The organism is Halococcus agarilyticus, assembly GCF_000334895.1.
GTDB lineage: Archaea > Halobacteriota > Halobacteria > Halobacteriales > Halococcaceae > Halococcus > Halococcus agarilyticus.
On the sequence record NZ_BAFM01000012.1, the window covers coordinates 24830 to 49802 of the forward strand.

23 protein-coding genes are annotated in these 24973 nt (G+C 68.0%); 9 read left to right on the forward strand and 14 right to left on the reverse strand.

Features of this window, described 5'->3' with window-relative positions:
- Window positions 1-49 precede the first annotated feature (49 nt).
- Window positions 50-1072 carry a sodium:calcium antiporter gene (locus TX76_RS10755; RefSeq protein WP_049902435.1) on the forward strand — a complete coding sequence of 341 codons (1023 nt, stop codon included), beginning with the start codon at window positions 50-52 and terminating at the stop codon, window positions 1070-1072.
- A 27-nt stretch (window positions 1073-1099) separates the two neighbouring features.
- On the opposite strand, the gene icd is transcribed toward TX76_RS10755, so the two are convergent.
- Entirely contained in the window at window positions 1100-2347 is a 1248-nt protein-coding gene (icd, locus tag TX76_RS10760; protein WP_049902437.1) for an isocitrate dehydrogenase (NADP(+)), read from the reverse strand.
- Between the two features lie 111 nt (window positions 2348-2458).
- Between icd and TX76_RS10765 the strand changes: the two genes are divergently transcribed.
- Both TX76_RS10765 and map read left to right on the forward strand, forming a co-directional pair.
- Complete coding sequence (locus tag TX76_RS10765; protein ID WP_049902551.1) at window positions 2459-3370, forward strand: isoaspartyl peptidase/L-asparaginase; 912 nt, start codon at window positions 2459-2461, stop codon at window positions 3368-3370.
- 98 nt (window positions 3371-3468) lie between these two features.
- Window positions 3469-4362 (forward strand): type II methionyl aminopeptidase, encoded by an 894-nt coding sequence (map, locus tag TX76_RS10770; RefSeq protein WP_049902439.1) that lies wholly within the window; start codon window positions 3469-3471, stop codon window positions 4360-4362.
- A 549-nt stretch (window positions 4363-4911) separates the two neighbouring features.
- Here map and TX76_RS10775 read toward each other — a convergent pair.
- A complete protein-coding gene (locus TX76_RS10775; protein ID WP_049902440.1) occupies window positions 4912-5457 on the reverse strand; it encodes a CDP-2,3-bis-(O-geranylgeranyl)-sn-glycerol synthase in 546 nt (181 codons plus the stop codon).
- Window positions 5458-5599: 142 nt separating this feature from the next.
- Between TX76_RS10775 and TX76_RS10780 the strand changes: the two genes are divergently transcribed.
- Window positions 5600-6433: a proline dehydrogenase family protein gene (locus TX76_RS10780; protein WP_049902442.1), complete on the forward strand. Its 834-nt coding sequence runs from the start codon at window positions 5600-5602 to the stop codon at window positions 6431-6433.
- Between the two features lie 56 nt (window positions 6434-6489).
- Window positions 6490-7095, forward strand: a complete 606-nt coding sequence (locus TX76_RS10785; RefSeq protein WP_049902443.1) for a DUF502 domain-containing protein — start codon at window positions 6490-6492, stop codon at window positions 7093-7095.
- A 472-nt stretch (window positions 7096-7567) separates the two neighbouring features.
- Here TX76_RS10785 and TX76_RS17100 read toward each other — a convergent pair whose 3' ends face one another.
- The 3 genes from TX76_RS17100 to TX76_RS10800 all read right to left on the reverse strand — a co-directional run bounded on the left by TX76_RS17100 (window position 7568) and on the right by TX76_RS10800 (window position 10499).
- Window positions 7568-7831, reverse strand: coding sequence for an NUDIX domain-containing protein (locus TX76_RS17100; protein WP_195156044.1), 264 nt, complete (start codon window positions 7829-7831; stop codon window positions 7568-7570).
- 130 nt (window positions 7832-7961) lie between these two features.
- Window positions 7962-9083 carry a threonine synthase gene (locus TX76_RS10795; protein ID WP_049902447.1) on the reverse strand — a complete coding sequence of 374 codons (1122 nt, stop codon included), beginning with the start codon at window positions 9081-9083 and terminating at the stop codon, window positions 7962-7964.
- A gap of 459 nt (window positions 9084-9542) precedes the next feature.
- Complete coding sequence (locus TX76_RS10800; protein WP_049902449.1) at window positions 9543-10499, reverse strand: succinylglutamate desuccinylase/aspartoacylase family protein; 957 nt, start codon at window positions 10497-10499, stop codon at window positions 9543-9545.
- An 89-nt stretch (window positions 10500-10588) separates the two neighbouring features.
- Here TX76_RS10800 and TX76_RS10805 point away from each other — a divergent pair, with 89 nt between their 5' ends.
- Both TX76_RS10805 and TX76_RS10810 read left to right on the forward strand, forming a co-directional pair.
- Window positions 10589-10864: a DUF7536 family protein gene (locus TX76_RS10805; RefSeq protein ID WP_049902450.1), complete on the forward strand. Its 276-nt coding sequence runs from the start codon at window positions 10589-10591 to the stop codon at window positions 10862-10864.
- 120 nt (window positions 10865-10984) lie between these two features.
- Window positions 10985-11200, forward strand: coding sequence for a hypothetical protein (locus TX76_RS10810; RefSeq protein ID WP_228842361.1), 216 nt, complete (start codon window positions 10985-10987; stop codon window positions 11198-11200).
- Here the strand turns inward: TX76_RS10810 and TX76_RS10815 are convergent, their stop codons facing one another.
- The 6 genes from TX76_RS10815 to TX76_RS10840 all read right to left on the reverse strand — a co-directional run bounded on the left by TX76_RS10815 (window position 11201) and on the right by TX76_RS10840 (window position 19528).
- On the reverse strand, window positions 11201-12445 hold the full coding sequence (locus TX76_RS10815; protein WP_049902453.1) for a potassium channel family protein: 1245 nt from the start codon (window positions 12443-12445) through the stop codon (window positions 11201-11203).
- A gap of 636 nt (window positions 12446-13081) precedes the next feature.
- A complete protein-coding gene (locus tag TX76_RS10820; RefSeq protein WP_049902455.1) occupies window positions 13082-14341 on the reverse strand; it encodes a glycosyl hydrolase in 1260 nt (419 codons plus the stop codon).
- Between the two features lie 254 nt (window positions 14342-14595).
- A complete protein-coding gene (locus TX76_RS10825) occupies window positions 14596-15852 on the reverse strand; it encodes an HAD family hydrolase (RefSeq protein ID WP_049902457.1) in 1257 nt (418 codons plus the stop codon).
- A gap of 51 nt (window positions 15853-15903) precedes the next feature.
- Complete coding sequence (locus TX76_RS10830) at window positions 15904-17223, reverse strand: ABC transporter ATP-binding protein (protein WP_049902459.1); 1320 nt, start codon at window positions 17221-17223, stop codon at window positions 15904-15906.
- Complete coding sequence (locus TX76_RS10835; RefSeq protein ID WP_079890806.1) at window positions 17220-18338, reverse strand: ABC transporter ATP-binding protein; 1119 nt, start codon at window positions 18336-18338, stop codon at window positions 17220-17222. Before TX76_RS10835 ends, TX76_RS10830 begins: the two co-directional genes overlap by 4 nt.
- Window positions 18335-19528: an ABC transporter permease gene (locus tag TX76_RS10840; protein ID WP_049902461.1), complete on the reverse strand. Its 1194-nt coding sequence runs from the start codon at window positions 19526-19528 to the stop codon at window positions 18335-18337. Before TX76_RS10840 ends, TX76_RS10835 begins: the two co-directional genes overlap by 4 nt.
- Before the next feature lie 244 nt (window positions 19529-19772).
- Here TX76_RS10840 and TX76_RS10845 point away from each other — a divergent pair, with 244 nt between their 5' ends.
- Together TX76_RS10845 and ltaE are read left to right on the forward strand one after the other, a co-directional pair.
- Window positions 19773-20759 carry an ABC transporter permease gene (locus TX76_RS10845; RefSeq protein WP_049902463.1) on the forward strand — a complete coding sequence of 329 codons (987 nt, stop codon included), beginning with the start codon at window positions 19773-19775 and terminating at the stop codon, window positions 20757-20759.
- 115 nt (window positions 20760-20874) lie between these two features.
- The gene (gene ltaE / locus TX76_RS10850) at window positions 20875-21885 is read left to right on the forward strand and encodes a low-specificity L-threonine aldolase (RefSeq protein WP_049902465.1); all 1011 of its coding nucleotides are present in this window, start codon (window positions 20875-20877) and stop codon (window positions 21883-21885) included.
- A gap of 32 nt (window positions 21886-21917) precedes the next feature.
- Here the strand turns inward: ltaE and TX76_RS18515 are convergent, their stop codons facing one another.
- From TX76_RS18515 to TX76_RS10860, 3 genes are all read right to left on the reverse strand, one after another.
- On the reverse strand, window positions 21918-22049 hold the full coding sequence (locus TX76_RS18515) for a DUF7859 family protein (RefSeq protein WP_267462365.1): 132 nt from the start codon (window positions 22047-22049) through the stop codon (window positions 21918-21920).
- A gap of 81 nt (window positions 22050-22130) precedes the next feature.
- The gene (locus TX76_RS10855; protein ID WP_049902466.1) at window positions 22131-22646 is read right to left on the reverse strand and encodes a metallophosphoesterase; all 516 of its coding nucleotides are present in this window, start codon (window positions 22644-22646) and stop codon (window positions 22131-22133) included.
- Window positions 22647-23125: 479 nt separating this feature from the next.
- Window positions 23126-24844: an ammonium transporter gene (locus tag TX76_RS10860; protein ID WP_049902467.1), complete on the reverse strand. Its 1719-nt coding sequence runs from the start codon at window positions 24842-24844 to the stop codon at window positions 23126-23128.
- Window positions 24845-24973: the final 129 nt, after the last annotated feature.

A 24973-nucleotide genomic window follows, 5' to 3' on the forward strand; every position in this document is an offset into this window, starting at 1 on the left:
CTGGTCGAGATCAGGCGTGTTATGGGCCACCCCTCGGTAGCACGGGGCGATGAGCGCGAGTCAGACCCTCCTGTACGGGGTGATCGCGGTCGCGGCCACCGCCGGCGTCTGGAAGGGGAGCAGCCTGCTGGAGCGCGCCAGCGACCGGCTGTCGGCACACTACGGCCTGCCGGCGGTCGTCCAGGGTGCGATCGTCGCGGCGATCGGATCGAGCTTCCCCGAACTCTCGGCGACCGTGCTCTCGACGCTGCTCCACGGCGAGTTCGAACTCGGCGTGAGCGCGATCGTCGGCTCCGCGGTGTTCAACGTCCTGGTGATCCCGGCGCTCAGCGGCTTCTTCAGTTCCGGAGACCTGGAGGCGGATCGCACGCTCGTGTACAAGGAGGCCCAGTTCTACATGCTCGCGGTCGCGGGGCTGCTGATCACGTTCGCGCTCGCGGTCATCTACAACCCGACCGCACCGGGATCGCTCGTCGGCACCGTCACGCGGCCGCTCGCGCTCGCGCCGCTCGGACTGTACGCGCTGTACGTGTTCATCCAGTACCAGGACGTCGTGGAGTACGAGCCGGCGGAGCCAGGCGAGGAGATCGACGCCGTGCGGGAGTGGGCGGTGCTCGCGGCGAGCCTCGTGCTCATCGTGATCGCGGTCGAGGGCCTGGTGCAGGCGGCGCTCGGGTTCGGCGAACTGTTCGACACGCCGAGTTCCCTCTGGGGGCTGACCGTCGTCGCGGCCGGCACCAGCCTGCCCGACGCGTTCGTGAGCGTCCAGGCCGCTCGGCGGGGTGAGGGCGTCACCAGTCTCGCGAACGTGCTCGGGAGCAACACGTTCGATCTGCTCGTCGCCGTGCCCGCGGGCGTGCTGGTCGCCGGCACCGCGCCGATCGACTTCGCCGCCACCGTCCCGATGATGGGGTTTCTGACCGTCGCGACGCTGGTGCTGTTCACGGTGCTCAGAACCGACCTGACGCTCACCGAACGGGAGGGGTACGTCCTGCTGGGCGTCTACGCGGCGTTCGTCGCGTGGCTCGTGCTCGAAACCGTCGACGTCACGGCGCTGATTCCCGGAATGTGAGACGGAGAGAAGAACCCTGCAGCGTCGTTACTCGATGTTGTCGGCGATGACGTCGGCGAACTCGCTGGTGGCGAGCTTCTCGCCGCCCTCGATCTGGCGGTGGATGTCGTAGGTGACCTGCTTCGAGGAGATGGTGGCCTCGACGGCGTCGTAGACCTTCTGGGCGGCGTCGTTCCAGCCGAGCTCCTGGAACAGGATGCGGCCCGAGAGGATCAGCGCGGTCGGGTTGGCCTTGTCCTTGCCGGCGTGTTTGGGCGCGGAGCCGTGGACCGGTTCGGCGACCATCCGGCCGTCGCCGATGTTCGCGCCGGGCGCGATCCCGAGCCCGCCGATCTGTGCGCCGGCCGAATCCGAGAGGTAGTCGCCGTTGAGATTCGGCATCGCGAGGACGTCGTAGTCACTCGTGCGAGTGAGGATCTGCTGGAGCATGTTGTCCGCGATCCGGTCGTTGACCACGAGCGTGTCCTCGGGGGCCTCGCCGTCCTCGTCCTCCCAGAGGGTGTCCTCGGTGATGACCTCGTCGCCGTACTCCTCCTCTGCGACCTCGTAGCCCCAGTCACTGAACGCGCCCTCGGTGAACTTCATGATGTTGCCCTTGTGGACCAGCGTGACCGAGTCGCGGTCGTGATCGAGCGCGTAGTCGATCGCCTTCCGAACGAGGCGTTTGGTGCCGAACTCGGTGATGGGTTTGACACCGATGCCGACCGCTCCCTCGTGGATCGACTCGTCGAACTCCATCTCCTCCTCGACGAACTCGCGGACCTGCTCGACCTCGTCGGTGCCGGCCTCCCACTCGATGCCGGCGTACACATCTTCAGTATTCTCCCGGAAGTTGACCATGTCCATCGCACCCGGGTCGGATACCGGCGAGGGGACGCCGTCGATGTGGAACGTCGGCCGGACGTTGGTGTAGAGATCGAGACGCTTGCGGAGCGCGACGTTCAGGCTGCGAAAGCCCGCGCCGACGGGGGTGGTGAGCGGGCCCTTGATCCCGACGGTGAACTCCCGGAGCGCCTCCAGGGTGTCCGCGGGGAGGTTCTCGTCGTAGCGCTCGCGGGCGGCCTCGCCGGCGTAGAGGCGCATCCAGTGGATCTCGCGTCCCGTGGCCTCGGCGGCCGCTCCCAGCACGCGCTGGGCGGCGGGCGCGACGTCCTGGCCGATACCGTCGCCGTGGATGATCGGGATGATCGGCTCGTCGGGGACGTCGAACTCGTCGCTGCCGGTGGCTTCGATGCGCTCGCCCTCGTCGGGGACCTCGACTCGGTCGTAGCTCATATCATCAGAACTCGTCGTGGGGCGCTCAAAGGTCTACCGTTCTCCGATCCGGGACACGACGGCGACGCGCCGGTTCGTGAGGGTTATGCGACCGGCCCCGGTGGCGCACTCATGCAGCTCATCGTCCACGGTGGGGCGGGCAGCGCACCAGACGAACCCGCGTCGCGCCAGGCAGTCCTCGACGAGGCTGCGGCGACCGGCGCGGAGGAACCGACGCCGACCGCCGCCGTCGTCGCCGCGATCGGCGTCCTCGAACGTGCCCCGCGGTTCAACGCCGGTGTCGGCGGGGCGATTCAGGATGACGGGGTCGTCAGAACCGATGCGGGGATCATGACCGACGAGCGCGAGGTGGGGGCGGCGTGCTCGATGCCCGGCGTCCGCGACGCCGGGACGGTCGCCCGGGTAGTGATGGAGGAAACGCCGCACGTGCTCGTCGCCGGCGAGCACGCCGTCTCGCTGGCCGAGGGGTTCGGGATCGAGACCGACGTCGATCTTACGACCGAGCGGACCCGCGAGCGGTGGGCCGACCTCTCGCCACCCGGTGAGGGCGATACCGAGGAACGGCTCGCATGGGTGCGCGAGCAGTTCGGCGTCCCGTCGAGCGGCGCGAGACGGGAGTCGGAGCGCGAGGGGACCGAGTGCTCCGGAAGGGGGGATACGGTCGGGGCGGTCGCGGTCGAGGATGGGAAAATTGCGGCGGCGACCTCGACCGGCGGGCGGTGGTGTGCGCTCGCCGGGCGAGTGGGCGACGTCCCCCAGGTCGGGAGCGGGTTCTACGCCACGCCGGCGGGCGGCGCGAGCGCGACCGGGGCCGGCGAGGACATCGCGCGGGTGACGCTCTCGCGCTTGGCAGTCGAGCGCCTCGAAGCCGGCGACGATCCCGAGGCGGCCGCCGAGCACGCCATCGACGAGCTGGCGGACGTGACCGGGAGCGAGGCGGGGATCATCGTGCTCGACGAGACGGGGCGGGCGGGCAGCGCGTACAACACCGAAGCGATGCAGACGAGCACCGCACGGAAGTGACGGTGTCGAGGAACGACTGGAACGGTGGCTGTGAGGGCGGGGCGATCGAGCGTCGAGCGAACGGCAGGCGTTTTGGTGGTTCGGTCCAACGTCGAGCCATGAGCGACGTGGACCTCTCGTCGGAGCAGTACGAGAAACACCGCGAGGCGGGCGAGATCCTCGCCCAGGTGCGCGAGGAGGCCGCAGAACGCGTCGAGGTCGGCGCGAGCCACCTCGAACTCGCGGAGTGGACCGAGGATCGCATCCGGGAGCTCGGTGGCGAGCCCGCCTTCCCGGTCAACATCTCGATCGACGAGGAGGCCGCCCACGCCACGCCGAGCGCCGACGATGAGAGTACCTTTGGCGAGGAGATGATCAACCTCGACATCGGGGTGCATATCGACGGCTGGCTCGCCGACACCGCCATCACCGCGGATCTCTCGGGGCACGACGAGCTCGCGGAAGCACCCGAGGCCGCGCTCGATGCGGCGCTCGATCTCGTCGAGCCCGGCGTCGAGACCGGCGAGATCGGGGCGGCGATCGAGGAGGTCATCGACGACTACGGCTACAACCCGGTGGTCAATCTCACGGGCCACGGGCTCGGCCGATGGGACCAGCACACGCCACCGAACATCCCGAATCGGGCGGTGAGCCAGAGCGTCGAACTCGAAGCGGGCGACGTGGTCGCCGTCGAGCCGTTCGCCACCGACGGCGGCGGGAAGGTCTCGGAAGGAAGCGACGAACAGATCTTCGCGCTCGACCGCGAACAGTCGGTCAGGAATCGTGACGCGCGCAAGGCGCTCGATCAGATCACCGAACAGTTCCGGACCCTCCCATTTGCCACCCGGTGGCTCGACGTCGATCGGCCCGAGATGGCGCTGCGACGGCTCGAACGCCAGAGCGTGGTCCACGGCTACCCGGTGTTGAAGGAGGACGAGGGCGCGCTCGTGAGTCAGAAAGAGCATACCGTCATCGTCACCGAGGACGGCTGTGAGGTGACGACGCGGCGCTGAGGCGGCGGTTGCGGTGCGACGGTGTGGCGGCGGTTGCGGGGCTGTTGTGGCTGCGATGTGGTGGCGGTGCGGGCCTGGCGTCTCGACGAGTGCCGGAGCACGTTCCACGTGCTCCGAACTTTCGTTCACGAGAACGCAGCGAGTTCGTCCGAAAGACGCTTCGCGTCCTTCGTGATGACGAAAATCTCTGATTTTCGAACCACGAGACTCAGGAGAGCTTGCTCTCCTGGTGGATGAAGGGCGAGGGAACGAACGGAGTGAGTGACCGAGGGCTTCGGCGGTTGCGGTTGGAGTGTGGTGTAGTTCCTGGTGGATCGAGGGCGAGGCCGTGAGCGAAGCGAACGGCCGAGGGCTCGGGCGGTGCTGTGCGGAGCGGACGGTGGGAGCATCCGCGCGAGCGAAGCGGGCCGTAAGCGAAGCGAGCGCGGTCCACCGCGAGTGAGCCGAAGGCGAACGAGCGGGTGTTTTTAGTCCAGGTTTTTGCGAGGAGTGGTGCCCGCAGCGCGCCTCCGGCGCGCGAGGACACCCGACGAAGGAAAAAAGTGGGTCTTACCACGGCTCGCTCTTCAGTCCCATCCGATAGGCCACGACGTTGGTGCCGACGTGCAGCAGCGGGGTGAGGACGAGGACGACCAGCAGGACGGGGAGCGTGAAGGTCGCGACGAACCACTCGAACGCGCCGAGAGCAGTCAGGAAGAGTGCGCCGAGGACGAAGTCGAACTGGTCGACGCCGGGGAAGGCCGCGCCGCGGGCCCGCCCCGTGCGGCGCTTGAGGAAGGAGGCGGCCGCGTCGCCGACCATCGCGCCGATCGGGAGCGCGACCATCGCAGCCGGGGGAAAGGTGGGGAGCGGAATGCCGGTTGCAGCCGAAACAGTGGGTTCGATGGCGTTCAGGACGAGGGCGAGCGCGATCCCCGCGAGCGCGCCCGCGAGCGTCCCGCGCCAGGTCTTGCCGTCGCCGAGCACGCGCGCGCCGCGCCAGGTCCGCCCCGCGTCGATGGGACGACCGCCGCCGACGAGGACCGCAGCGTTGTTCGGGACGTACGCCGGCAGCATCGCCCAGAACGCGACGGCGACGACCGCGACGGGTTCCATACCGTCGGATCGGCGGTCGGCGGTATGATACTGTCGGAGACGGCGCGATCGCGTGGACCACATCAAAGAGCAGGACGTAGTTCACCGGAGCACTGGGGGCCGGTTTCGACAGTATATTGACGGGCCGGGCAAGAATTGCGGTATGATCCCGCCGATCGCGAGTCGGTTCGTCGCCGGCGAGACGCCGGCCGAACTCCTCGAACACGCCCGCCAGCTCGAAGCGCGCGGCGTGCGGACCATCTGCAATCGGCTCGGCGAGCACTACGAGCGCCCGGAGCCGGCGATCGAGGACCGCGACGCCTACTGCGAACTCCTCACGGACATCGCGAACGCCGGATTGGGGGCGTGTGTCTCGGTCAAACCCTCCCAGATCGGGCTCGGGATCGGCGAGGCGACCTTCCGGGAGAACCTCGCGGTCATCGTGGACCAGGCCGCGGAGCACGACCAGTTCGTCTGGATCGACATGGAGGACCACTCGACGACCGACGTCACGCTCGACGCCTACGCCGAGCACGCAGCGGAGTACGAGCGGGTCGGCGTCTGCATCCAGGCGAACCTCAAGCGCACCCCCGAGGACCTCCACCGACTCGCGGACCTGCCGGGGAAGGTCCGCCTCGTGAAGGGCGCGTACGACGAGCCGGCGGCGATCGCCCACCGCGAGAAGAGTCGGGTCAACGAGGCCTACCGCGACTGTCTCGATCTCGTGTTCGAGGAGTTCGACGGCGGGATCGCGGTGGGGAGTCACGACCCGGCGATGATCGAACACGCGATCGAGCGCCACGACGAGTTCGGAACGGAGTTCGAGATACAGATGCTGATGGGCGTGCGCGAGGAGGCTCAGGTCGAACTGGCCGAAGAGTACGACGTCTGGCAGTACGCCCCGTACGGCGGGAAGTGGCTGTCCTATTTCTCCCGGCGGGCGATGGAGCGAAAGGAGAACCTCGCGTTCGCGCTCCGGGCGGTCGCGGGCCGGTAGAACGGAGGCCCGGGTAGGGGAAGCGCTCATTACGATCGGCGGTGACCGACGAACAAATGGCCTCCTGGAAGCGCGACGCCACGAGCGGGCTGATCGTGCTCGTGCCGGTTATCGTCACGCTCTACGTCATCGCGTTCATCTACGGCCGGATCGCCACCCTGCCGTTCGTCGAGAGCATCGAACCGCCGTGGGTTCGAGTCCCGCTCACGCTGGTCCTGTTCGCCCTCCTCGTGTTCGCGATCGGTTACCTGATGCGCACGGCCACGGGGCCGCTGGTCGAGGGCGCGATCGACGACGTGATGAACAGCCTCCCGGGGCTCCGGGTGGTCTACAACGCCTCGAAGATGGCGGTCGAGACCGCGGTCACGGGCACCGGCGATCTCCAGGCCCCGGTGAAACTCGAAACGTGGAACGGGATGCGGATGACGGCGTTCAAGACCGGCAAGCAGACCGAGGACGGCCGCGACGTCCTCTTCCTGCCGACCGCGCCGAACATTACCACCGGGTTCGTGATCGAGGTCACTCCCGACGACTACACCGAGACCGACGAGCGCGTCGAGGACGCGCTGACCCGGGTCCTGAGCGCGGGCTTTGGCGAAACCAACGAGGACATCGGCGTCTCGATCAACGTCACCGAGGAGCCGGCGAAAACCGACGACTGAGCCGCACCGAAACAGGTCAGTGATCTCGTGGTTCACCACCAGGAAGTCGTGTGAGAGATGCCTTCCACGGGTTTGCAGAGATCAGTGCGCCAGTCATGGTCGCCGTTAGTGCGAACCTACATGGCGCAGTTCGCACACGGAGCCCGGGAAAACGTCCCTCAGAGGAGGCATACTTGCGGCAGTACGCGAAGAATACCGATAGTTGACGTCTGCTGTGGGATTCTGGTTTCGGTTGAGGGGTTGATATCGATGACCACTGGGCGAGTATCCAACAGAGTGTGAACAGCTTCCGGACAATAGGGATTAGCTGAAGTCTTCGTCCTATCCAAATCACAGAGTGGTTATCTGCTGAAATCGGCGTGCAAGATACAGCGCGCGAATCGGTCACCGACGAAAATCGTGATTGGGGCTGCTCAAATCGGGAGAGAGAAGCAGATGAGTTGGGACGATATGGATAAGCGGGAACAGTTGTCTAACCCGCGTCGCTGCCTTCAGGATATTGAGCTGTATCAGGTTCGGTTGCCGGATGAATTGATTGACCGTTGTTCCCCCCAGCAGACAGGACGGGATCGTCGGGTGTGGCCACGATGCCGGCCTCTTCTTCGAGTTCGCGAACGGCTCCCTCGCGCGGCGCTTCGTCGAATTCGAGGTGACCACCGGGAACCGTCCACGAACCGGCGTCCGGCGCGACCGCTCGGCGAACGGGGAGGAATTCGGCGTCCCGCACGATCGTCACACCGGCAAGGGCACTGCAGTTCGCCAGACAAACCGCTCGCAGCCGGGACAGTACCGGCGCTCGCGGCCCCCGAACGTGCGCTGAGTCGTCCCCGCACCGCAGTCGGGACAGTACGCCGCTGATCGCTGGGTCACGTGTTCGATCCGGTTAGCGGTACCACTACTCGATCGTTTTCACGTGTCACCCCACGTTCGCAATATTCGCGGAGGGCGGCCGGCGCGACCGCACACGTCGGCTCGACATCGAAGCCTGCCCTGGCGAGCCGGTCGTGTTCCTCGCGGGTGGTCTCGGCGTCGATCGCGATCGCGTCGCCATTGGTGGTTTCGATCGCCTCACAGATCGCCTCGATCCGGACTGGTTCGCGGATCTGGATGCCGTCCGCGAGATCGTTCGGGTCGTCGGGATCGGTGCGGGCGTCGAGCCTGGCGACGACCGGCGCGTAGCCGGCTGCCTGGGCACCGAGCAGTCGCGGAATGCGGTCGATCCAGCCGGCCGCGCGGAGTGCGCGAAAGCCCCGGTACGCACCCAGAAAGAGGGTCCCGTGACCGATCGGACACACGATCGCGTCCGGCACGCTCCAGTCGCACTGGGCGGCGAGTTCGAGCGCGAACGTCGCGGTTCCGGCGTAAAAGGCAGGGTTCCACGCGTGGCTCGCGTACCAGCCCTCGCCGTTCTCGACGGCCTCGATCGCGGCCGCCGTGACGTCTTCCCTGGTCCCCTCGATCCGTACGACGTCGGCCCCCGTGCGCTCGATCGCCCGGAGTTTGGCTGACTTCGCGTCGGCGGGCACGTAGATCGTGGCGTCGAGGCCCGCGCGGGCGGCGTAGGTCGCGATCGCGGTTCCGGCGTTGCCCGAGGAGTCCTCGATCACGCGGTCGGCTCCACACTCGACCGCGCGTGCGATCGTCGTCGCCGCGCCGCGATCCTTGAAACTGCCCGTCGGCGAGACGTATTCGAGTTTGAACGTCGCGTTCCACTCGGACGCATCGCCGGCCGATGGCCGGCTTTCCGAGGGACGTCGTCCCTCGCTATCGACTCCCGGTGTCCAGCCCGCGCCGAGATCCACCGCCCGTTCGACGGGCAGGAAGTCCGTGAACGCCCACAGCCCGTTGCGGGTGTCGAGATCGGCGAGCGCGGGCGCGGGGCCGTCGGGCAGCGGCTGGGTGGCGAAGTCGAGCGGCTGACCGCACTCGCAGCGCCAGCGGTCGGCGTCGGTGTCGCCGCAGGCGGGACAGCGGAGGTCGGCGGGCATGGTTGGGAAAGCGGGCGCGGCGAACCAGTAGGTGACGGTTGTGGGGCGGTGCGGCTGCGGTGCGGTGCGGACCTGGTGGATGAAGGGCGAAGCCGTGAGCGCAGCGAACGGCTCGCGGGTCGTCCCGCCCCGCTCGCTCGTTCCGAGACGCTCACTCCGTTCGCGTCTCGTGGCCGAGGGCTTCGGTGGTGCTGTGCGGTGGCGGTTGCGGAGAGTGCCAGCAATCGCACCGTGAACGAGGCCGGAAGCCGAGTGAGCGGGTGTTTTTGGTCCGGATTTTTGCGAGTAGCGAGGGACGCGGAGCGTCCCTCGTACCGTGCGAGCGGGCCTTCGGCCCGGACGCAGAGAGTGGTGCGCGAGCGGTGCGAGGCGCGAGCGAAGCGAGTGCCTCGATGCGAACGGGGAGCGTAGCGACCCGTGAGCGGAGCGAGCGCACCCGACGAAGTAAAAAGGTGGGGCTTAGAACCGATCGATGTCGGTCCCGACCGAGCAGACGTACTCGCCGGTCGCGACCTGTGGCAGCCGGCGGGTCCGCCAGAACACCCCCTCGGCGTCGGCGGTCGACTCGGCCTTCACGGAGCCGAACGCGTCGGTGACATGGAAAAGGCGGTCGCCCTGTTCGACCCGCTCGCCGAGTTCGGCCTCGAAGTCGACGAGGCCGCCGGCAGGTGCGCCGTACTGCTCGAACCCGGTCGCGCGGACCTGGTCGTCGGGATCGACACTCCCATCGAGAAAGCCGTACGCCGTGAGCACGTTGAACACGCCCTCGACGCCGATCGCGACGCTCTCGGGATCGAGCCCGACCGCACCACCGAGTTCGGGGTCGATGGTCGGGACGCCCTCGTCGGGGGCGGCGCGGGCGAGCTGGCCGTCGGGCCCCTTCTGATCGAGGACGTGGCCGCAGTCGAACGTCTTCGCGAGGTCGAGACACTCACTATGAAGATGGTGACGCGGACCACATCGGACTCTGGTCTCGTGGATCATCCGGCTCGTCGAGCCCTGGTGGAGGTCGAGCACGAGATCCGCGCCGGTGGCGGCGTCGAACGCCGCAGCGGCGATGCGTTCGGAGGAGGAGCCGTGTTCGTCGCCCGGAAACGCCCGGTTGAGCTTGGTGTCGTCGATCGGGTTGCGGTGTTCGGCCACCTGGTAGGCGTGGAGGTTGACGATCCCGACGAGCAGAACTGTGCCGGCGAGGTCGTCGGGATCGAGCCGTGGAACCAGCGACCGGACGACGCCGACGCCGTTGAGTTCGTCGCCGTCGCTCGCGGCCTGGATGTAGAGGGTGTCGCCCTCGGTTGCGCCGTTGACGACACAGACCGGCAGTCCCAGCGGGCTCCCGTCGCGGGTCTCGCCGACCGACAGCCGCCCAGTGTCGATCTCGCCGGGAGCCGCGCTCGCGCTTCCGAGACTCGTCATCGTTCGATGACGGCCGCCGAACGGTCTTGAGGCGTTCGATATCCGTGTCGAACCGACGGGAATTTGGGGTCGCCAGTCGTAGGGAACACGTGTCGGACGACGCCCCGGAGCGCCCACCCACCGCGGAGTTCGCCGCGGCGCTGTCGGTCCCGCGCAACGCGAAGATCGGGCTCGCGGCCGGCGTCGGAGTCGCCGTCTGTATCTACGCCTACCGGGTGTTCGAGCTGCTGGGTCCGGTGGCGGATCCGCGTGGCTCGCCGCTGCTCTTCGCCGTCCTCGCCGTGACGCTCGCGTTCGGGAGCGCGACGCTCGTGACGGTACTCCTGACGCTGGTCTCGGCCTACCGGCTCGCTCGCGAACGATAGCCGATCACAGCGGCAGCGCGAAACGGCAACACCGTCGTCAGCCCGGATCCGTCCGTCGTAGTGATCAATGAGAGTATCATGTGTCGGATTCTTTTCAGTCAATGGGACGAACGCCGGAACATGCCGGAACCGATACTGTTTGGGCTACTAGCCGTCGGTCTCCTCGGTGGCAGCCTCGTTCACGCCCTCGTCGACTGGCGATCGTCGCTTCCGTTCGTCGGCGACTCGGATAACGGTGGAGACGATGTGGGCGACGACGACCACGAGACGGACGACGACGATCACGATGCGGACGATCGGGACGATCCGGACGAAGACGACGAGGACCGAAACTGATTACGGTACCGTGCCGGCGAGCGCCCGGAGTCGTTCGGCCGCCGTCTGCGGCCCCTTCGCGAGTAGGACGTCGCCAGCGGCGAGTTCGGTGGCCGGACCGGGCGAAACCACCCAGTCGTCGCGAACGGTCGTCACCGACTCGTCGGTCACCGATGCGGCGGTGACGGTCTCGCGAGTCGTCCGCCGGACGGCGATCACACCCATCCCGGTCTCGGTCCTGACCATCCGGCCGCCGAGCGTCGCGCCGTCGAGGGCGCTGCCCGACTCGACGCTCAGCCGGACGATCACCTCGTCGGACTCCTTGACCGCCTCGGCGATCACCGGATGCGAGCCGAGTCCTCGAAGCACGCCCTCCGAGATCTCGACCGCCGCGTCCGAGATGACCTCCGTGCTCCGAGCGAGACGGACGAGGCCGCGGAGCGAGACCGGCTCGTCGACCCGCGTGGCTGCCTGGAGCGTCCACGCCTCGAAGCGCGACTGGAGGTGATCGACCTCCGCTTCGAGGGACACCACCTCGTGCGCGAGGTCCTCGCTGTCGAACAGCACCGCGCCGTAGGCGAGATCCACCCCGAGTTCGCTCATGTTCTTCATCAGCACGACCGAGTCCATCGCCCGATCGAGGTCCGCGATGGTGGGGTCGGGGGCCTCGGGCGGCGCGTAGTGCTCGCCGGTGGTGCTCCGGTAGACGCCGGCGATCCCCGCCTCCGGACCCCGAAGGAACACGGCGTCGTCGGGCCGGAGGACGGTGTCGCGGTCGGGGTTCATGAGCCACTCCTCGCCGCGCCGGATCGCGATCGCGCGCACCCCGGTCTCGCTCTCGAGGTCGATCCCACCGAGGGTCCGCCCGGCGAAGCGTGCGTCGGGAGCGACGCGGGCACGGACCAGCGTCTCGACCGCCGCGGGGAGCGCGGCGCGCATCGCAGGGGGGAGCCCGATGTCCTCGACGACGACCTTTGCGATGTCGCCGGTCGCGTCGCTGATCTTCTCGGTTGCACCCACGATCCCGAGCACGGGTGCGAGCGCTTCGGCGTCGTCGGTGCTCCGGGCAGCCATCAGCAGGCTCATCCGGGTCCGGAGCTGGAGCACGTCCATCTCGGCTTCGAGGTCGAGCACCGCCGCCGCGACCTCATCGCTGCCCAGCAGGACGGCGGAGTACGAGAGATCGATCATCAGCTCCGCGATGTCTTTCATCTCCGCGAGGAGCTGTTTGACGCTCCGGGGCTCGTAGCCCACCGCCCGTGTCATGCAACTCGATTCGGCCGTACCGGCAAAAAGGGTTCGTGGGTCGCGTTGGACTGCCGCTTCGACCAATCTATATCGTCGAATGTGATTTATGAAAGCGGTCGCTGCCGTTTCTCCTGATCCGAGACCAACGAAGCAAACCCTGCTTGGCGACAGACTGTGGTCGGAGGTTGCTACAAAGCGGTCGCGAGTCGTCTCGCGGTCCCGGCTGCACTGCCACCCGACGATCACAGCCGGAAAAGTACTGATACTGACGCGACTGCATGGCTTCCAGGTCAGTCACTGGTGTTGGTGGCGAACTGCGACCGTCGAGCCATCGATCGCCGTTCGTGGACCACGCCCGGAGCTATCGAAGTGGGTTGAGCGGTAGCACGATGAATCGTACCCTTGACCGCCGGTGACGAGGCCCTGATCTCGAAGTAAACGACAAAGAGCGACAGAATAAATCACATACCGATATACACAATCGCGGTCGTCGGAGAGGACACTTCCGATCGTCTCGCCGGTAGAGCGTGGCCCAGCCAAACAGCAACGACAGGTCGCTTGCGAAGAATCACTCCGTAAACGGCTTCTCCAGAGGATATCTCGGGGAGACCTGAACGTCTCACCACGACGGAACCCTCTTCGGAGACGGTGTCTTCAGAACTCGCCCGCGAACTCGTCGTCGGTCAGCAGCGGCGGGAAGTCGGTGCGGGCGCTGAGGAAGTCGTCCCCCGAGACCGCCCGGTTGTATGCCTCGTACACCTGATACTCGTTCGAAAGCGTGACCCGCTCGGTCCCGCGCTCACCCCCGAACACCGCCCAGTCGGCCTCGTCGGCCCCGCTCTTGTCGACGTTGAACCAGCACGTCATCTTGATGTCGTTTTCCGCGACGTACTCGAAGGCCGCCTCGATCCACGCGGCCTTGCGCTGGGGCCGGTACTCGCCGTCGCCGTTCGGCCCCGTGAACGAGGCCGAGGCGAACTCGGTCAGCGCCACCGGTTTGTCGGTCAGCTCGCGGAGTCGCCCGAGCATCGGGTCGAACAGCTCTTCGGGGGTGCGCCAGCTCGAATACGACTGGCTCCCGCCGAAGTTGAACCCGTCGAGCCCGACCCAGTCGACGTACTCGTCACCGGGGTAGTACCGCTCGGCCCGGATCCCACCGACCTCGTCGGCGTTGGCCGTCCAGACCCACTGGACGTTCGACCCGTCCAGATCGGTCGCCCCGAACGTATCGTGGAGTCGCCGCCACATCTCGACGTAGTCCGCCGGCGTTCCAGCCGCTCGGCTCTCCCCGCCACTCTCATTCTCGCTGCCGGAGGCGTTCGGGACGGGCGTGACGGTCGCGTCGATCCGCGAGGAGTCGACCGCGCTCCACGGGAACCAGTCGCCGTTCATCTCGTGGGCCGGTCGGAAGTAAAAGCGCCGACCGCGCGTGCGGTCGCCGTACGGCTGCGCCCACGATTCGAGCAGCGACGCCCACGACGACAGGTGGCCGTCGTGCTCGCCGCCGGCGATCGCCCGCTCGACGGTCTCGCTCGTCGCCTGCATCTCGCGTTCGAACGGCTGCCACGTGATCATCGGGACGTGGCCCGCGTTCCAGATGGCGGTCAGCGGTCCGTCGACGAACCCCTGCTTCGCGTCGTCGGGGAGCAGCGCGTCGACGAACACGAGCGCGACCGCGGGCGGTTGGTCGAGCCATTCGGTGGCGGACGCGAGGTTCGCGATCGCGTTCTCGCGGTTCGGCCCGCCGGGGTAGATCCCCGTGAGCGCCGTGCCCGCCCGCGTCGGCGGTGCTTCCGGTGTCGGCGTGAGTTCCGGGGTCGACGGCCCGGAGAAGGGGTCGAGCTTGGCCGAACAGCCGGTCGCCGCGACGGCCCCGAGCACGCCCGTCGATCGGAGGAACGACCGGCGGTTCATCGGCTGTGTGGGGGGCGGGTGGCGTTTCGACCGCTGCGTGCCGGCGGGGCGTGCGGCGTCGGCAGCGGTGTCTCGGTGGGAGCGGGCATCAGGTGAAGATCGGGAGACGGCCGTTCGACAGGTGTCTATCTATCGATGCTCTCCGGCTGGGTGACGGATATACGTACTGGATTCGTCGGGCGTGGTCGTCGAATCGACCGGGTCCGAAGCCGAAACCGGACGGTTGCGGAGTCGGGGGCGTAGCGGGGGCCTCGTCAGTCGAGGCGCGCGAGCTGGTTGAGCGCGTAGACGACCCGAAGGATCTCGGCGGCGTCACCCTGATCGTAGACGAGTTCGTCGGTTCGGATGACGTGATCGAGCACGTCGATCGAGGCGTGTTCTGGCGCGGCCGCGATCCCCATGTCCCCCTCGGCGACCCACTCCATCACCCGGAGATCGCTCTTCGAGTCACCCATCACGAGGGCGAAGGGATCGTCGAGCCCGAGCACGTCGAAGGCGGCCTCGACGCCGACGACCTTGTTGAGTTCGCGGCTCCCGATCTCGGCGGCGTCGCCCTCGTAGTAGGCGACGTCGATGCGCTCGAAGAGATCCCCGAGGTCGTCGGGCACGCTATCGGCCGAGCGGTCGGGGAGTTCGTTCTCGGCTTCGAGCACGGCCCGGATCTCGGGGTCCGAGTCGGCGTAGAACGCGCGCGCCCACGCCGCGGCCTCGGTCTCGTTCGCGTCGCACGCCCCGCTCGCCGCGCTGCCGAGCAGGCCGAGCTGGTGGAGTAGCGCCCGATCGATCACGTGGGTTGCGTCGGTCGAGCCGATCTCGAAGTTGGGTTTGAGGGTGACGTTGAACTCGTTGCCCTGAAGGTGACAGCCCCGCCGGATTCCCTCGGGGGCTTCCGAAAGCACGTCCGAGCGAAGCCGATAGAAGACGTCCTGGATGGTGTCGTCGAGCTCCTCGTAGAGGAGCTGTTTGGTCTCGGGGCCGTGGCCTGGCGTGAACGCACCAGTCCCCGCCTCGTACACCACGCTGAGATCGCCGGAGTGGAAGATCTCGCTGCCGAGACCCTGGATCAGGAACCCCTTCACGTTTTCGAGGGTCTGGCCGGTGCAGATCACGATCGGCATCCCGGCCTCGTGGAACTCGGTCAGGAAGCCGAGCGTCTCGCGGGGGATCTCGTTGTCGGTGCTCCCGGCGGAGCGCAGCGTCTCGTCGACGTCGAGGACGAACGCCGACACCGGCCGGCCGTGGCGCTCGTGGAGATCGAGCGCGGTGAACGCCTCGTCGCGCGAGGCGTGGGCCGCGATCGCCGCGAGCGGTTCGCCCCGATCGAACGCCTCCCGGATCTCGGCCTTCGACTCGGCGAGGGCGCTCTCTGCGTCCTGCCAGTGATCGAGTGCGACCCGCGAGTCCACCGGCGGGAACACGTCGACGAACGTCTGGTACGCCCGGAGCGTCCGGGTGTCGAACCGATCGTAGAGTTCGTAGAGGAGATCGTAGCGGTCGCGGGTGCGGTTCATGTGGAAGAACGGCGACACGGCAGTATAAATCTCCGCCGGCAACGCCGCCGCTCAGTCCTCGGCGGGCACCGATCGGCCTTCCTGGGAAGCGTCGAAATCGGCGGCCGCGTGGAGATGACACGCCGCCGGGTGGCCGGCGTCGGTCTCTTGGAGGGAGGGGTGCTCGCGCTCGCAGACGGAGGTGAACGGAGCAAGCGCGTCCTCGGCGGTCGCGAGGTCGCCGTCGACGATCGCCGGCAGGGCGTCCGCGAGCACCGCTTCGGCGTCGGGATCGTCGAGTTCGTCCGGGATGTCGTACGTCGTGCGGATCGCGTTTCGGAGCTGTGCCGGGGACACGTCGTCCGCGCTCGCCGCGCTGCCCTCGTCGACGAGCCGTTCGCGGAGCCGATCGGGTTCGATGGTTCGGTCCCGCACAGCGATCCGGAGGTCGAACACCGACCGCCACACCGACTGATCGAGATCGTACTCGTCGGACTGGATGACCGCGGGACACCGGGTGTGGAACCGACAGCCCGACGGTGGAGCACCCGGGTCGGGAACCTCGCCGGAGAGGTCGGCGCGCTCGCCCCGACTGGCGGGGTCGGGCGTCGGCATCGACGCGAGCAGCGCCCGGGTGTAGGGATGTTGGGGATCGTCGAACACGTCTTCCGTGGGACCGCGCTCGACGATCTCGCCGAGATACATCACCGCCACCCGATCGCAGACGTCCCGGACCACGCTCATGTCGTGGGTGATGAGGAGGATCGAGAGGCCGAAGGCCGCCTGGAGATCGTCGATCAGCGAGAGGATCTCGGCCTCGACCGAGACGTCGAGCGCACTCACTGGCTCGTCGGCCACCACGAACGCCGGATCGGTCACCAAGGCGCGCGCGAGCGCGACCCGCTGCTTCTGGCCGCCCGAGAGCTCGTGCGGATACCGATCGTACTCGGCGGCCGAGAGGCCCACCCGTTCGAGCATCGTCTCCGCGACCGCCCGCTGGCGCTCCCGGTCGCGCAACCCGTGGATCGCGAGGGGTTCGGCGACCGACTCGCCGATCGAGAGCCGGGGATCGAAGCTCGACGTGGGATCCTGAAAGATCATCCCCGCGCGCCGCCGGAAGCGCTTTCGCTCCGCGTCGGTGTGCGCGTCGAGGGACTCGCCGTCGAACAGCACCTCGCCGTCGGTGGGATCTTCGAGGTGGAGCAGGCTGCGCGCGGCGGTTGATTTCCCACAGCCCGACTCGCCGACCAGACCGAGGGTCTCGCCTCGGCGCACGTCGAAGCTGATCCCGTCGACCGCGCGGACCCGGCCGACCTCGCGGCGCAACAGCCCCTCGGTGATCGGGTAGTGTTTCGTGAGATCGCGGGCCGCAACCAGCGGATCGTCGGTCATCGTTCGTCCTCCATCGGATCCGAACGCTCGCCGTCGGTTCGGCCCGCTGGCCCCGTTGCGTCTGGTCGGTCGTCGGCTGGTCTCGATCCCGTCCGTCCGGCGGTCGACCGCGCCGCGCTCGCCGCGCCCTCGTGGACCGCCGCCGCGTCGTACCCCTCGCCGTGGAAGACACACGAGGCGGTGTGGTCGGGATCGACCGGTTCGAGCGGCGGCTGGTCGCCCTCGGCGCACGCCTCGATCGCGTGGGGACACCGGGGGTGGAACCGACAGCCCTCGGGCGGATCGGTCGGGTCCGGGAACGATCCGCCGATGGTCTCGCGGTCGCCTCGACCGGGGAGACACCGGAAGAGCGCCTGGGTGTAGGGGTGGGCGGGCGTCTCGAAGATCGCGTGGACGCCGCCGCGCTCCATCACCTTGCCGGCGTACAGCACCACCACCCGGTCGGCGATCTCGGCCACGACGCCGAGATCGTGCGTGACGAACAGGATCGCCATGTCGCGCTCGGCCGTGATGTCGTTCAGGAGGTCGAGGATGCCGGCCTGCGTCGTGACGTCGAGCGCCGTGGTGGGTTCGTCGGCGATCAGGAGGTCGGGCTTGCCCGCGAGCGCCATCGCGATCACGACCCGCTGTTTCATCCCGCCGGAGAACTCGTGGGGGTACTCGTCGAACCGGGACGCGGCCTCCGGGATCCCGACCCGTTCGAGCAGGTCGATCGCCCGTTTCCGGGCCGCCGCGTCGTTCGCGTCGTCGTGGAGCTGGATCGTCTCGACGATCTGTGCGCCGACCGAGTAGACGGGATCGAGCGCGCCCTGGGGGTTCTGGAAGATATGAGCGATCCGGCCGCCGCGGACCTCGGTGAGCTGGCTCGGCGGGCGCTCCGTGAGATCGTCGCCGTCGAAGCTGACCCGGCCGCCGACGATCTCGCCCGGCGGGCTCGGCAGGATCCTGGTGATCGACTCGCACGCCACCGTCTTGCCGGACCCGCTCTCGCCGACGAGACACACCGTCTCACCCTGCGAAACGTCGAAGCTCACGCCGTCGACCGCTTTCACTGTGCCCTCGTCGGTGTGGAACTGCGTCCGGAGGCCCTCGACGGAGAGCAGCGGGTCGCTCACGTTTCCCCCCGTGGATCGAGGGTGTCACGGAGCGCGTCGCCGACCACGCTGAACGAGAACACGGTGGCGACGAGGAAGACGAGCGGGAATATCGACAGCCACCACGCCTCGGGGAATCGTGGCTGGGAGGTCATCGTCGCGATCTGCTGGCCCCACGACGGCACGTTCTCGTCGCCCAGCGTCGCCATGAAGGCGATCGCGGCCTCGGTCAGGATCAGGAGCGGGATCTGGCGGGTGATGGCCGTGACGACCGTGCTCGACACGTTCGGGAGGACGTGTTTCCGGACGAGCTGGAGCCGGCTCGCGCCGGCGCTCTCGGCCGCCGTGACGTAGAGTTCGCCCCGGCGCTGTTTCACTTCGCTGCGCACGAGGCGAGCGACGCCGCCCCAGCTGAGGAGACCGAACGCGAGGATGATCAAGAAGAGGCTCTGACCGAAGGCGATGCTGGCGAGGACGTAGAGCAGGAACGCCGGCACCGTCTGCTGAACGTCGACGTATCGCATCAGGAGGGTGTCGACGCGACCGCCGAAGTAGCCCGCGACCACCCCGACCGTCGTGGCGATCGGGACGATCAGCATCGACGTGACCAGCGCGACCAGGAGGCTCACGCCCATTCCGGTGGCGACGAGGCCCACGACGCTCCGGCCGAGGTCGTCCGTCCCGAACGGGAATCGCAGGCTCCCCCGACAGACCGATTCGAGCGCGGGGCCGGTCACGGTCCCCGCACAGTTTCGCACCGTCGTTCCCTGTTCGGCAGTGAACAGGAACGGCGGCTGGAAGGAGTACGTGATGTTGGGCTCCGGCCGGCCGAGAAAGAGGAGGCTCGCGGTGCCGACGACGAGGAAGACGCCGAGATACAGGAGACAGACCACGGCGAGGCGGTTCCGGCGGAACCGTCGCCAGTACCGGAGGGTTCGTGCCCGATGGGTGGCGAGCGGCACGACGACGTAGAAGACGAACACCACCAGCGAGAGCAAGAAGAGCCAGTCGAGGCGCGACGGGGTGTACCACGCCCCCACCATCAGGCTGTACTTCGTGAGCCGATAGTAGAGGAACGCGGCCCCGAGGAGGCAGAGAGCGACGAGGAACCCCTGGGTGCGTCGCCCGACCCGCAACGCGCCGGCGTCGAGTTCGTCCCAGTCGATCGCGTCGCGTTGCACGTCGAGACCCGCCTCGGTGTCCGTCGACATGTGTTGAGGTTCCCGCGGTACTCGCCACGAACGTAGAATAAGTTTTCTGGCCGTTGACGAGCCGATCGGCCTGAAAGCTTATGCCGCGGCGATACACAGCCGGCGACGGCATCGAGAATGAAGGTCAGACAGCCACGGACGGTCGCGGACCACGCGGCGTGCCGTGACAGCCACCGACGGTCGCCGTCCCGCGGAAGCGGTCGGCGTCGCAGTGAGCGAACGCGCCGTTTCGGGGTGACGTAGCGTGGGCCTCGGCTGGCCAATCGCCCGTCGGGTCGCGTTCGCCGTGATCGCGGCGTACCTCGTCGTCTCGGTCGTGTTCGCGTTCGTCGCGGTCGCGCCCACCACGAACACCGGCTGGATCAAGTGGACGAACATCGGGGGGAGCGACGGGGCCTCGGAGGAGGTCGCGGCGTACAAGGAGGCACGAAACCTCGACGAGCCGCTGCTCGATCGGTACGCCGACTGGCTGGTCGACGTGACGACGCTCGACTGGGGCGAGGCGTACGGTGGCGTCGGCCCGGGGACCCCCGGGATGCGGTACGAAGCGGGAACGCCAGTGACATCGTTAGTGGGAAGTGCGCTCGCCGCCACCCTCCGGTACGTGGTTCCGGCGATGGTGATCGCGGTCGTCGGGGGGATCGCGATCGGGCTGTACACCGCGACCCACCAGCACACGCTGCTCGACCGGCTGGGGACGAGCGTCGCGTATCTCGGGTTCTCCGTGCCGAACTTCTGGATCGCCCAGATACTCCTGTTGTTCGTCCTCGGAGCCGGCGTGCGGTCGGGGCTCGGGCTCTCGCCCGGCACGATCGAGCTCCTGCGGACGACGGTGTTCCCGGCGCTCGTGCTCACGACCAGTCTGCTCGCCGGCCAGATGCGCTACGCGCGGGCGCAGTCGCTCGAATACCGCAACAGCGAGTTCATCAAGCTCGTCCGGGCGAAGGGAGCCGACGGGTGGCGCGTCGCCCGTCACCTCCTCCGGAACGCCGCGCTCCCGCTGTTCTCGCTCTTTTTCACCGAGATGCTCGGGCTCGTGGTGTTGAACGTCTTCGTCATCGAGTACGTGTTCGGGATCCCTGGACTAGGGGGGCTGAGCCTCTTCGCGTACCAGGAACAGGACCTGCCCGTGATCCTCGGTTCGACGATGGTGATCGTGCTGTTCGGCGTCGCCGGCAACCTGCTGCAGGACGTCGCCTACCTCGCGCTCGATCCGCGAGTCGAGGAGTGATGGGGACTGGGGGAGTAGTCCCCGCACGAGTTCGCGACGACGATCCGATCGTCGGAATGGGGCAAACGAGTCGCCCACCGACAGCGTATTTCACCGTCGCGGCGCTACGGACGATATGATCGATCTCCGGAGCGACACCGTCACTCGGCCCAGCGACGAGATGCGCGCGGCCGCGAGCGAGGCCGAGGTGGGCGACGACGTCTACCGCGAGGATCCCACGGTGAACGAACTCGAAGCCGAGGCTGCGGCGGCGGTCGGGATGGACGCCGCCCTCTACGTGCCGACCGGGACGATGGGCAACCAGGTCGCGGCGCGGACCCACACCAGCCGAGGCGAGGAGCTGCTCTGCGAGCGCGAGAGCCACGTCTACAAGTGGGAGGTCGGCGGGCTCGCCCAGCTCTCGGGGCTCCAGCCCCGCACCGTCGACGGGGGGTCTCGCGGAACGATCACGCCAGGCGACGTCCGCGAGAGCTACGTCGAGGAGGACGTCCACCGTCCCGGTACGGGGCTGCTCTGCCTCGAAAACACGCACAACAGCAAGGGCGGCGTCGCGATCGCCCCCGAGGAGATCGACGCCGCGGCCGAGGCGGCGCACGATCTCGATATTCCTGTTCACGTCGACGGCGCGCGCGTGTTCAACGCCGCGGTCGCCCACGACGTGGACGCGAGCCGGATCGTTCGGGAAGTGGATTCGGTGATGTTCTGTCTCTCGAAGGGGCTCGGCGCACCCGTCGGCTCGGTGCTCGCGGGGAGCGAAGGATTCATCGAGCGCGCCCGCCGCCACCGGAAGCTGTTCGGCGGCGGGATGCGCCAGGCAGGCATCATCGCCGCGCCGGGACTCGAAGCGCTCTCGAACGTCGACCGTCTGGCCGAGGACCACGCAAACGCCGAGCGACTCGCCGCGGGCCTCGACGGGATCGACGGGCTCGCCGTCGAACCACCCGAGACCAACATCGTCCTGGTCGAGACCGAACAGTCGGCCGAGGCGTTCCTCGAACGAGTCGAAGCGGAGGGAGTGCAGGGGACGGCGTTCGGCGAGCACGTCGTCCGCTTCTGTACCCACCTCGACGTCGATCGAGAGGACGTCGAGCGCGCCGTCGAGAGCGTCGAGCGGGCGCTGGCCTGAGAGAACGTTCGATGGCGGGTGCGTCGCGTCGGCTACCGCCGACCGCGTCGGCTGCCCTCGCGGAACGCGGTCGCGGTGCGCCGGATCAGCAGGTAGGCCGCGAAGACGACGAGCAAGATGATCACGAGAAGCCCGAGGAGCACCGGGTCGATACCGAAGACCATGAGTGGTGATACCGACGCCAGCCTAAAGCCGTTTCGGGCGGTCGGAAGAGGGCAAGAGGTCGGGTTGATCGGGGCGTCGAGCTACGTGTCGACGCGAAACTCCTCGAAGACGGTTCCGTCGGGCTCGCGGAGTCGGCCGTCGAGATGGTTCGATTCGGCGTCGGTCGTGAGTTCGGCGTAGGCAGGGCGGTTCCATCGTGGATCGGCGTGACTTCCCGGATTCAGGAGCGTGCGGTCGCCCGCATCGACGACTCCCGGCCGATGTGAGTGGCCCGAGATCACGAGGTCGGCGCGCTCCTGCCGACCGAACAGACCCAATCCCGTGTCGTCGCGGTCGTCGCCGTGGGTGAGTGCGATCCGAACCCCCTCGTGCTCGACGACGCGCTCGGCTGGCAGGCGGTCGCGGACCGCGGGCGTGGCGTTGTTGCCGTGGACGGCGACGAACGCCCGGCACTCGGCCTCGAACGCGTCGAGGACGGCCTCGGTGGTGAGATCGCCGGCATGAACCACGAGATCCGCTTCACGAACGACCTCCAGCAGTCGATCGTCGAGGCGGTGGCCGTCCGTGCCGTGGGTGTCGGCGAGAGCGACGATCACGGGCGAAGCTACGCGCCGAGATGCAAAAGCCGACCGACGTGGGGACGGGCGATCCTCGTCGCCTGGCGGATGAAGGGCGAAGGCGCGAGCGGAGCGCGGCTCGCGGGTCGTCCCTCCCCGCTCGCTCGTTCCGAGACGCTCACTCCGTTCGCGTCTCGTGGCCGAGGGCTTCGGCGGTGCTGTGCGGTAGTGTGGCTGTGCGGTAGTGTGGCTGTGCGGTCGCGGCAAGCGCCAGCAGTCCCGCCGCGAGCGAACGAAGTCGTTCGAGAGAGCTACGCTCTCTCGTGATGACGAAAGACGCTTCGCGTCTTTCGAACCATGAGCGAGCGGGCCGAGGAACCCCCAACGGGGGTGACGAAGGCTTTTGGTCCAGATTTTGCCAGGGAGCGAGCGTCGAGCGGCGCTTCGCGCCGCTGACCATTCGAGCGGGCCTTCGGCCCGCGAGAAGAAAGCGAGCGACCGCAGCAAAAGGTGAGTTCCTAGACGGCTTCCCGCCCCCGACTCCCGGTCCGGATCTGGGCCGCGTCCTCGACCGGCGTGACGAACACCTTGCCGTCGCCCGGCTGGCCCGTCGCGGCGCGCTCGACGATCGCCTCCACCACGTCGTCGGCGGCGATGTCGGCCACCACACACTCGACTTTGACCTTCTGGTGGAGGTCGACGGTGTACTCCTCGCCGCGCCACTGTCCCTTCTTCACGGGCTGGCTGCCCCGTCCGGAGACGTTCGTCACCGTGAGCGAGGGCGCGCCGACCTCCGCGAGCGCGCTCTTGACCGCACCGAGCTTGTCGGGCCGGACGACGGCCGTGACCATCTTGATCCCGCCGTCGTTCGGAACGCCACCATCGGTCCGGACCTCCTCGTCGGCGGTCGCGTGGACCGCACCGCCGTCCGCGACCGGCCCACCCGAGTCGCCGAGACCGAACTCGGGGTAGGTGTCGACGCCGTGTTCCGCGCTGTCGAGTCCGTCGCGTTCGTGCTCGGGCGTGACGCGCGCCTGGCCGACCGCCTTCAGCGCACCGAACACCGCGGCAGTCGCGACGATCGTCCAGCCGGCGATCACGGCGATCCCGACGACCTGCGCGGCGAGCACGTCGACCGCGAACCCGTCGACCGCGACGAACGGGAAGGCGAGCGCGCCGAGCACGCCGGCCGAGCCGTGGACCGGGAACACCGCACAGACGTCGTCGATCCGGAGGCGTTTCTCGACGAACTCGAAGACCAGCGGGAGCTGGATCCCGGCGAGCAAGCCGACGGCCACGGCTCCGGGCCAGACGATCGCGTCGGTGATCGAGGTGATCGAGACGAGGCCGGCGAGCATCCCGTTGGCGACGTACAGCGTGTCGACCTTACGAGTTTTCGCGAACGAGGCCGCGCCAGCACCGATCGCACCCGCAGCCATTCCGAGGGTGGTCGTGAGCGCGACCCGGCCGACGTAGCTGAACGAGCCGAGCTCGACCGTCCCCTCGGCCATCGCGAGCGGTGCGGCGGCGGTGCCGACGTTGAACCCGTACCAGCCGAAGCAGAGGATCAGCGTGCCGAGCACCGCGAAGGACAGCGAGTGGCCGGGGATGACGTTCACCGAGCCGTCCGTGCCGTAGCGCCCGATCCGCGGGCCGAGCACCCACGCCGCCGTCAACCCCGCGATCCCGCCCATCCCGTGGACGATCATCCCGCCGGCGAAGTCGTGAAAGCCCACACCGAGAACGTCGGCGAGGAAGCCACCGGCCCACGTGAAGCCCGTGACCACGGGGTAGATGATCGCCGCGAGCAGGATCGTGTAGCCGACGTACGCCCGGAGCTTGCACCGACCCGCGACCGCGCCGCTCACGATGGTGGCGGCGGTCATCGCAAAGACCGCTCCAAATAGCCAGCTCACCCACGCGGCCGAGTCGCCGCTCCAGACCGCGGTCAGATCCGCGAGCGCGGCCCCACTGCCGCCGGTGAGTCCGCCGACGACCGACGAGACGCCCGCACCGACGAGGAAGAAGGCCACGACCCCGATCGACCACGTCAGCATGTTCTTCGTGAGCTGGTTGGCGACGTTCTTCGCGCGGACCTGGCCAGCCTCCAACATTGCGAACCCCGCGTGCATGAAGAAGATCAAGAACGTGACCGTGAGCACCCAGACGAGGTTGACGCTCTCGACGACCGCCTCCATCCCGCCCGCCTGGAGTGGTATCGTCGCACCCCCGATCATTCCACTACCACCGAAGTGGTCGCCGCTATTTTACCACAACTGTCGTCGTTTTCGCGTTCTTCGACCGTGTTCGTCATCCGTATCACGCTGGGGACGCAGGACATCGGATTACATAACTGTTGGGTTGTT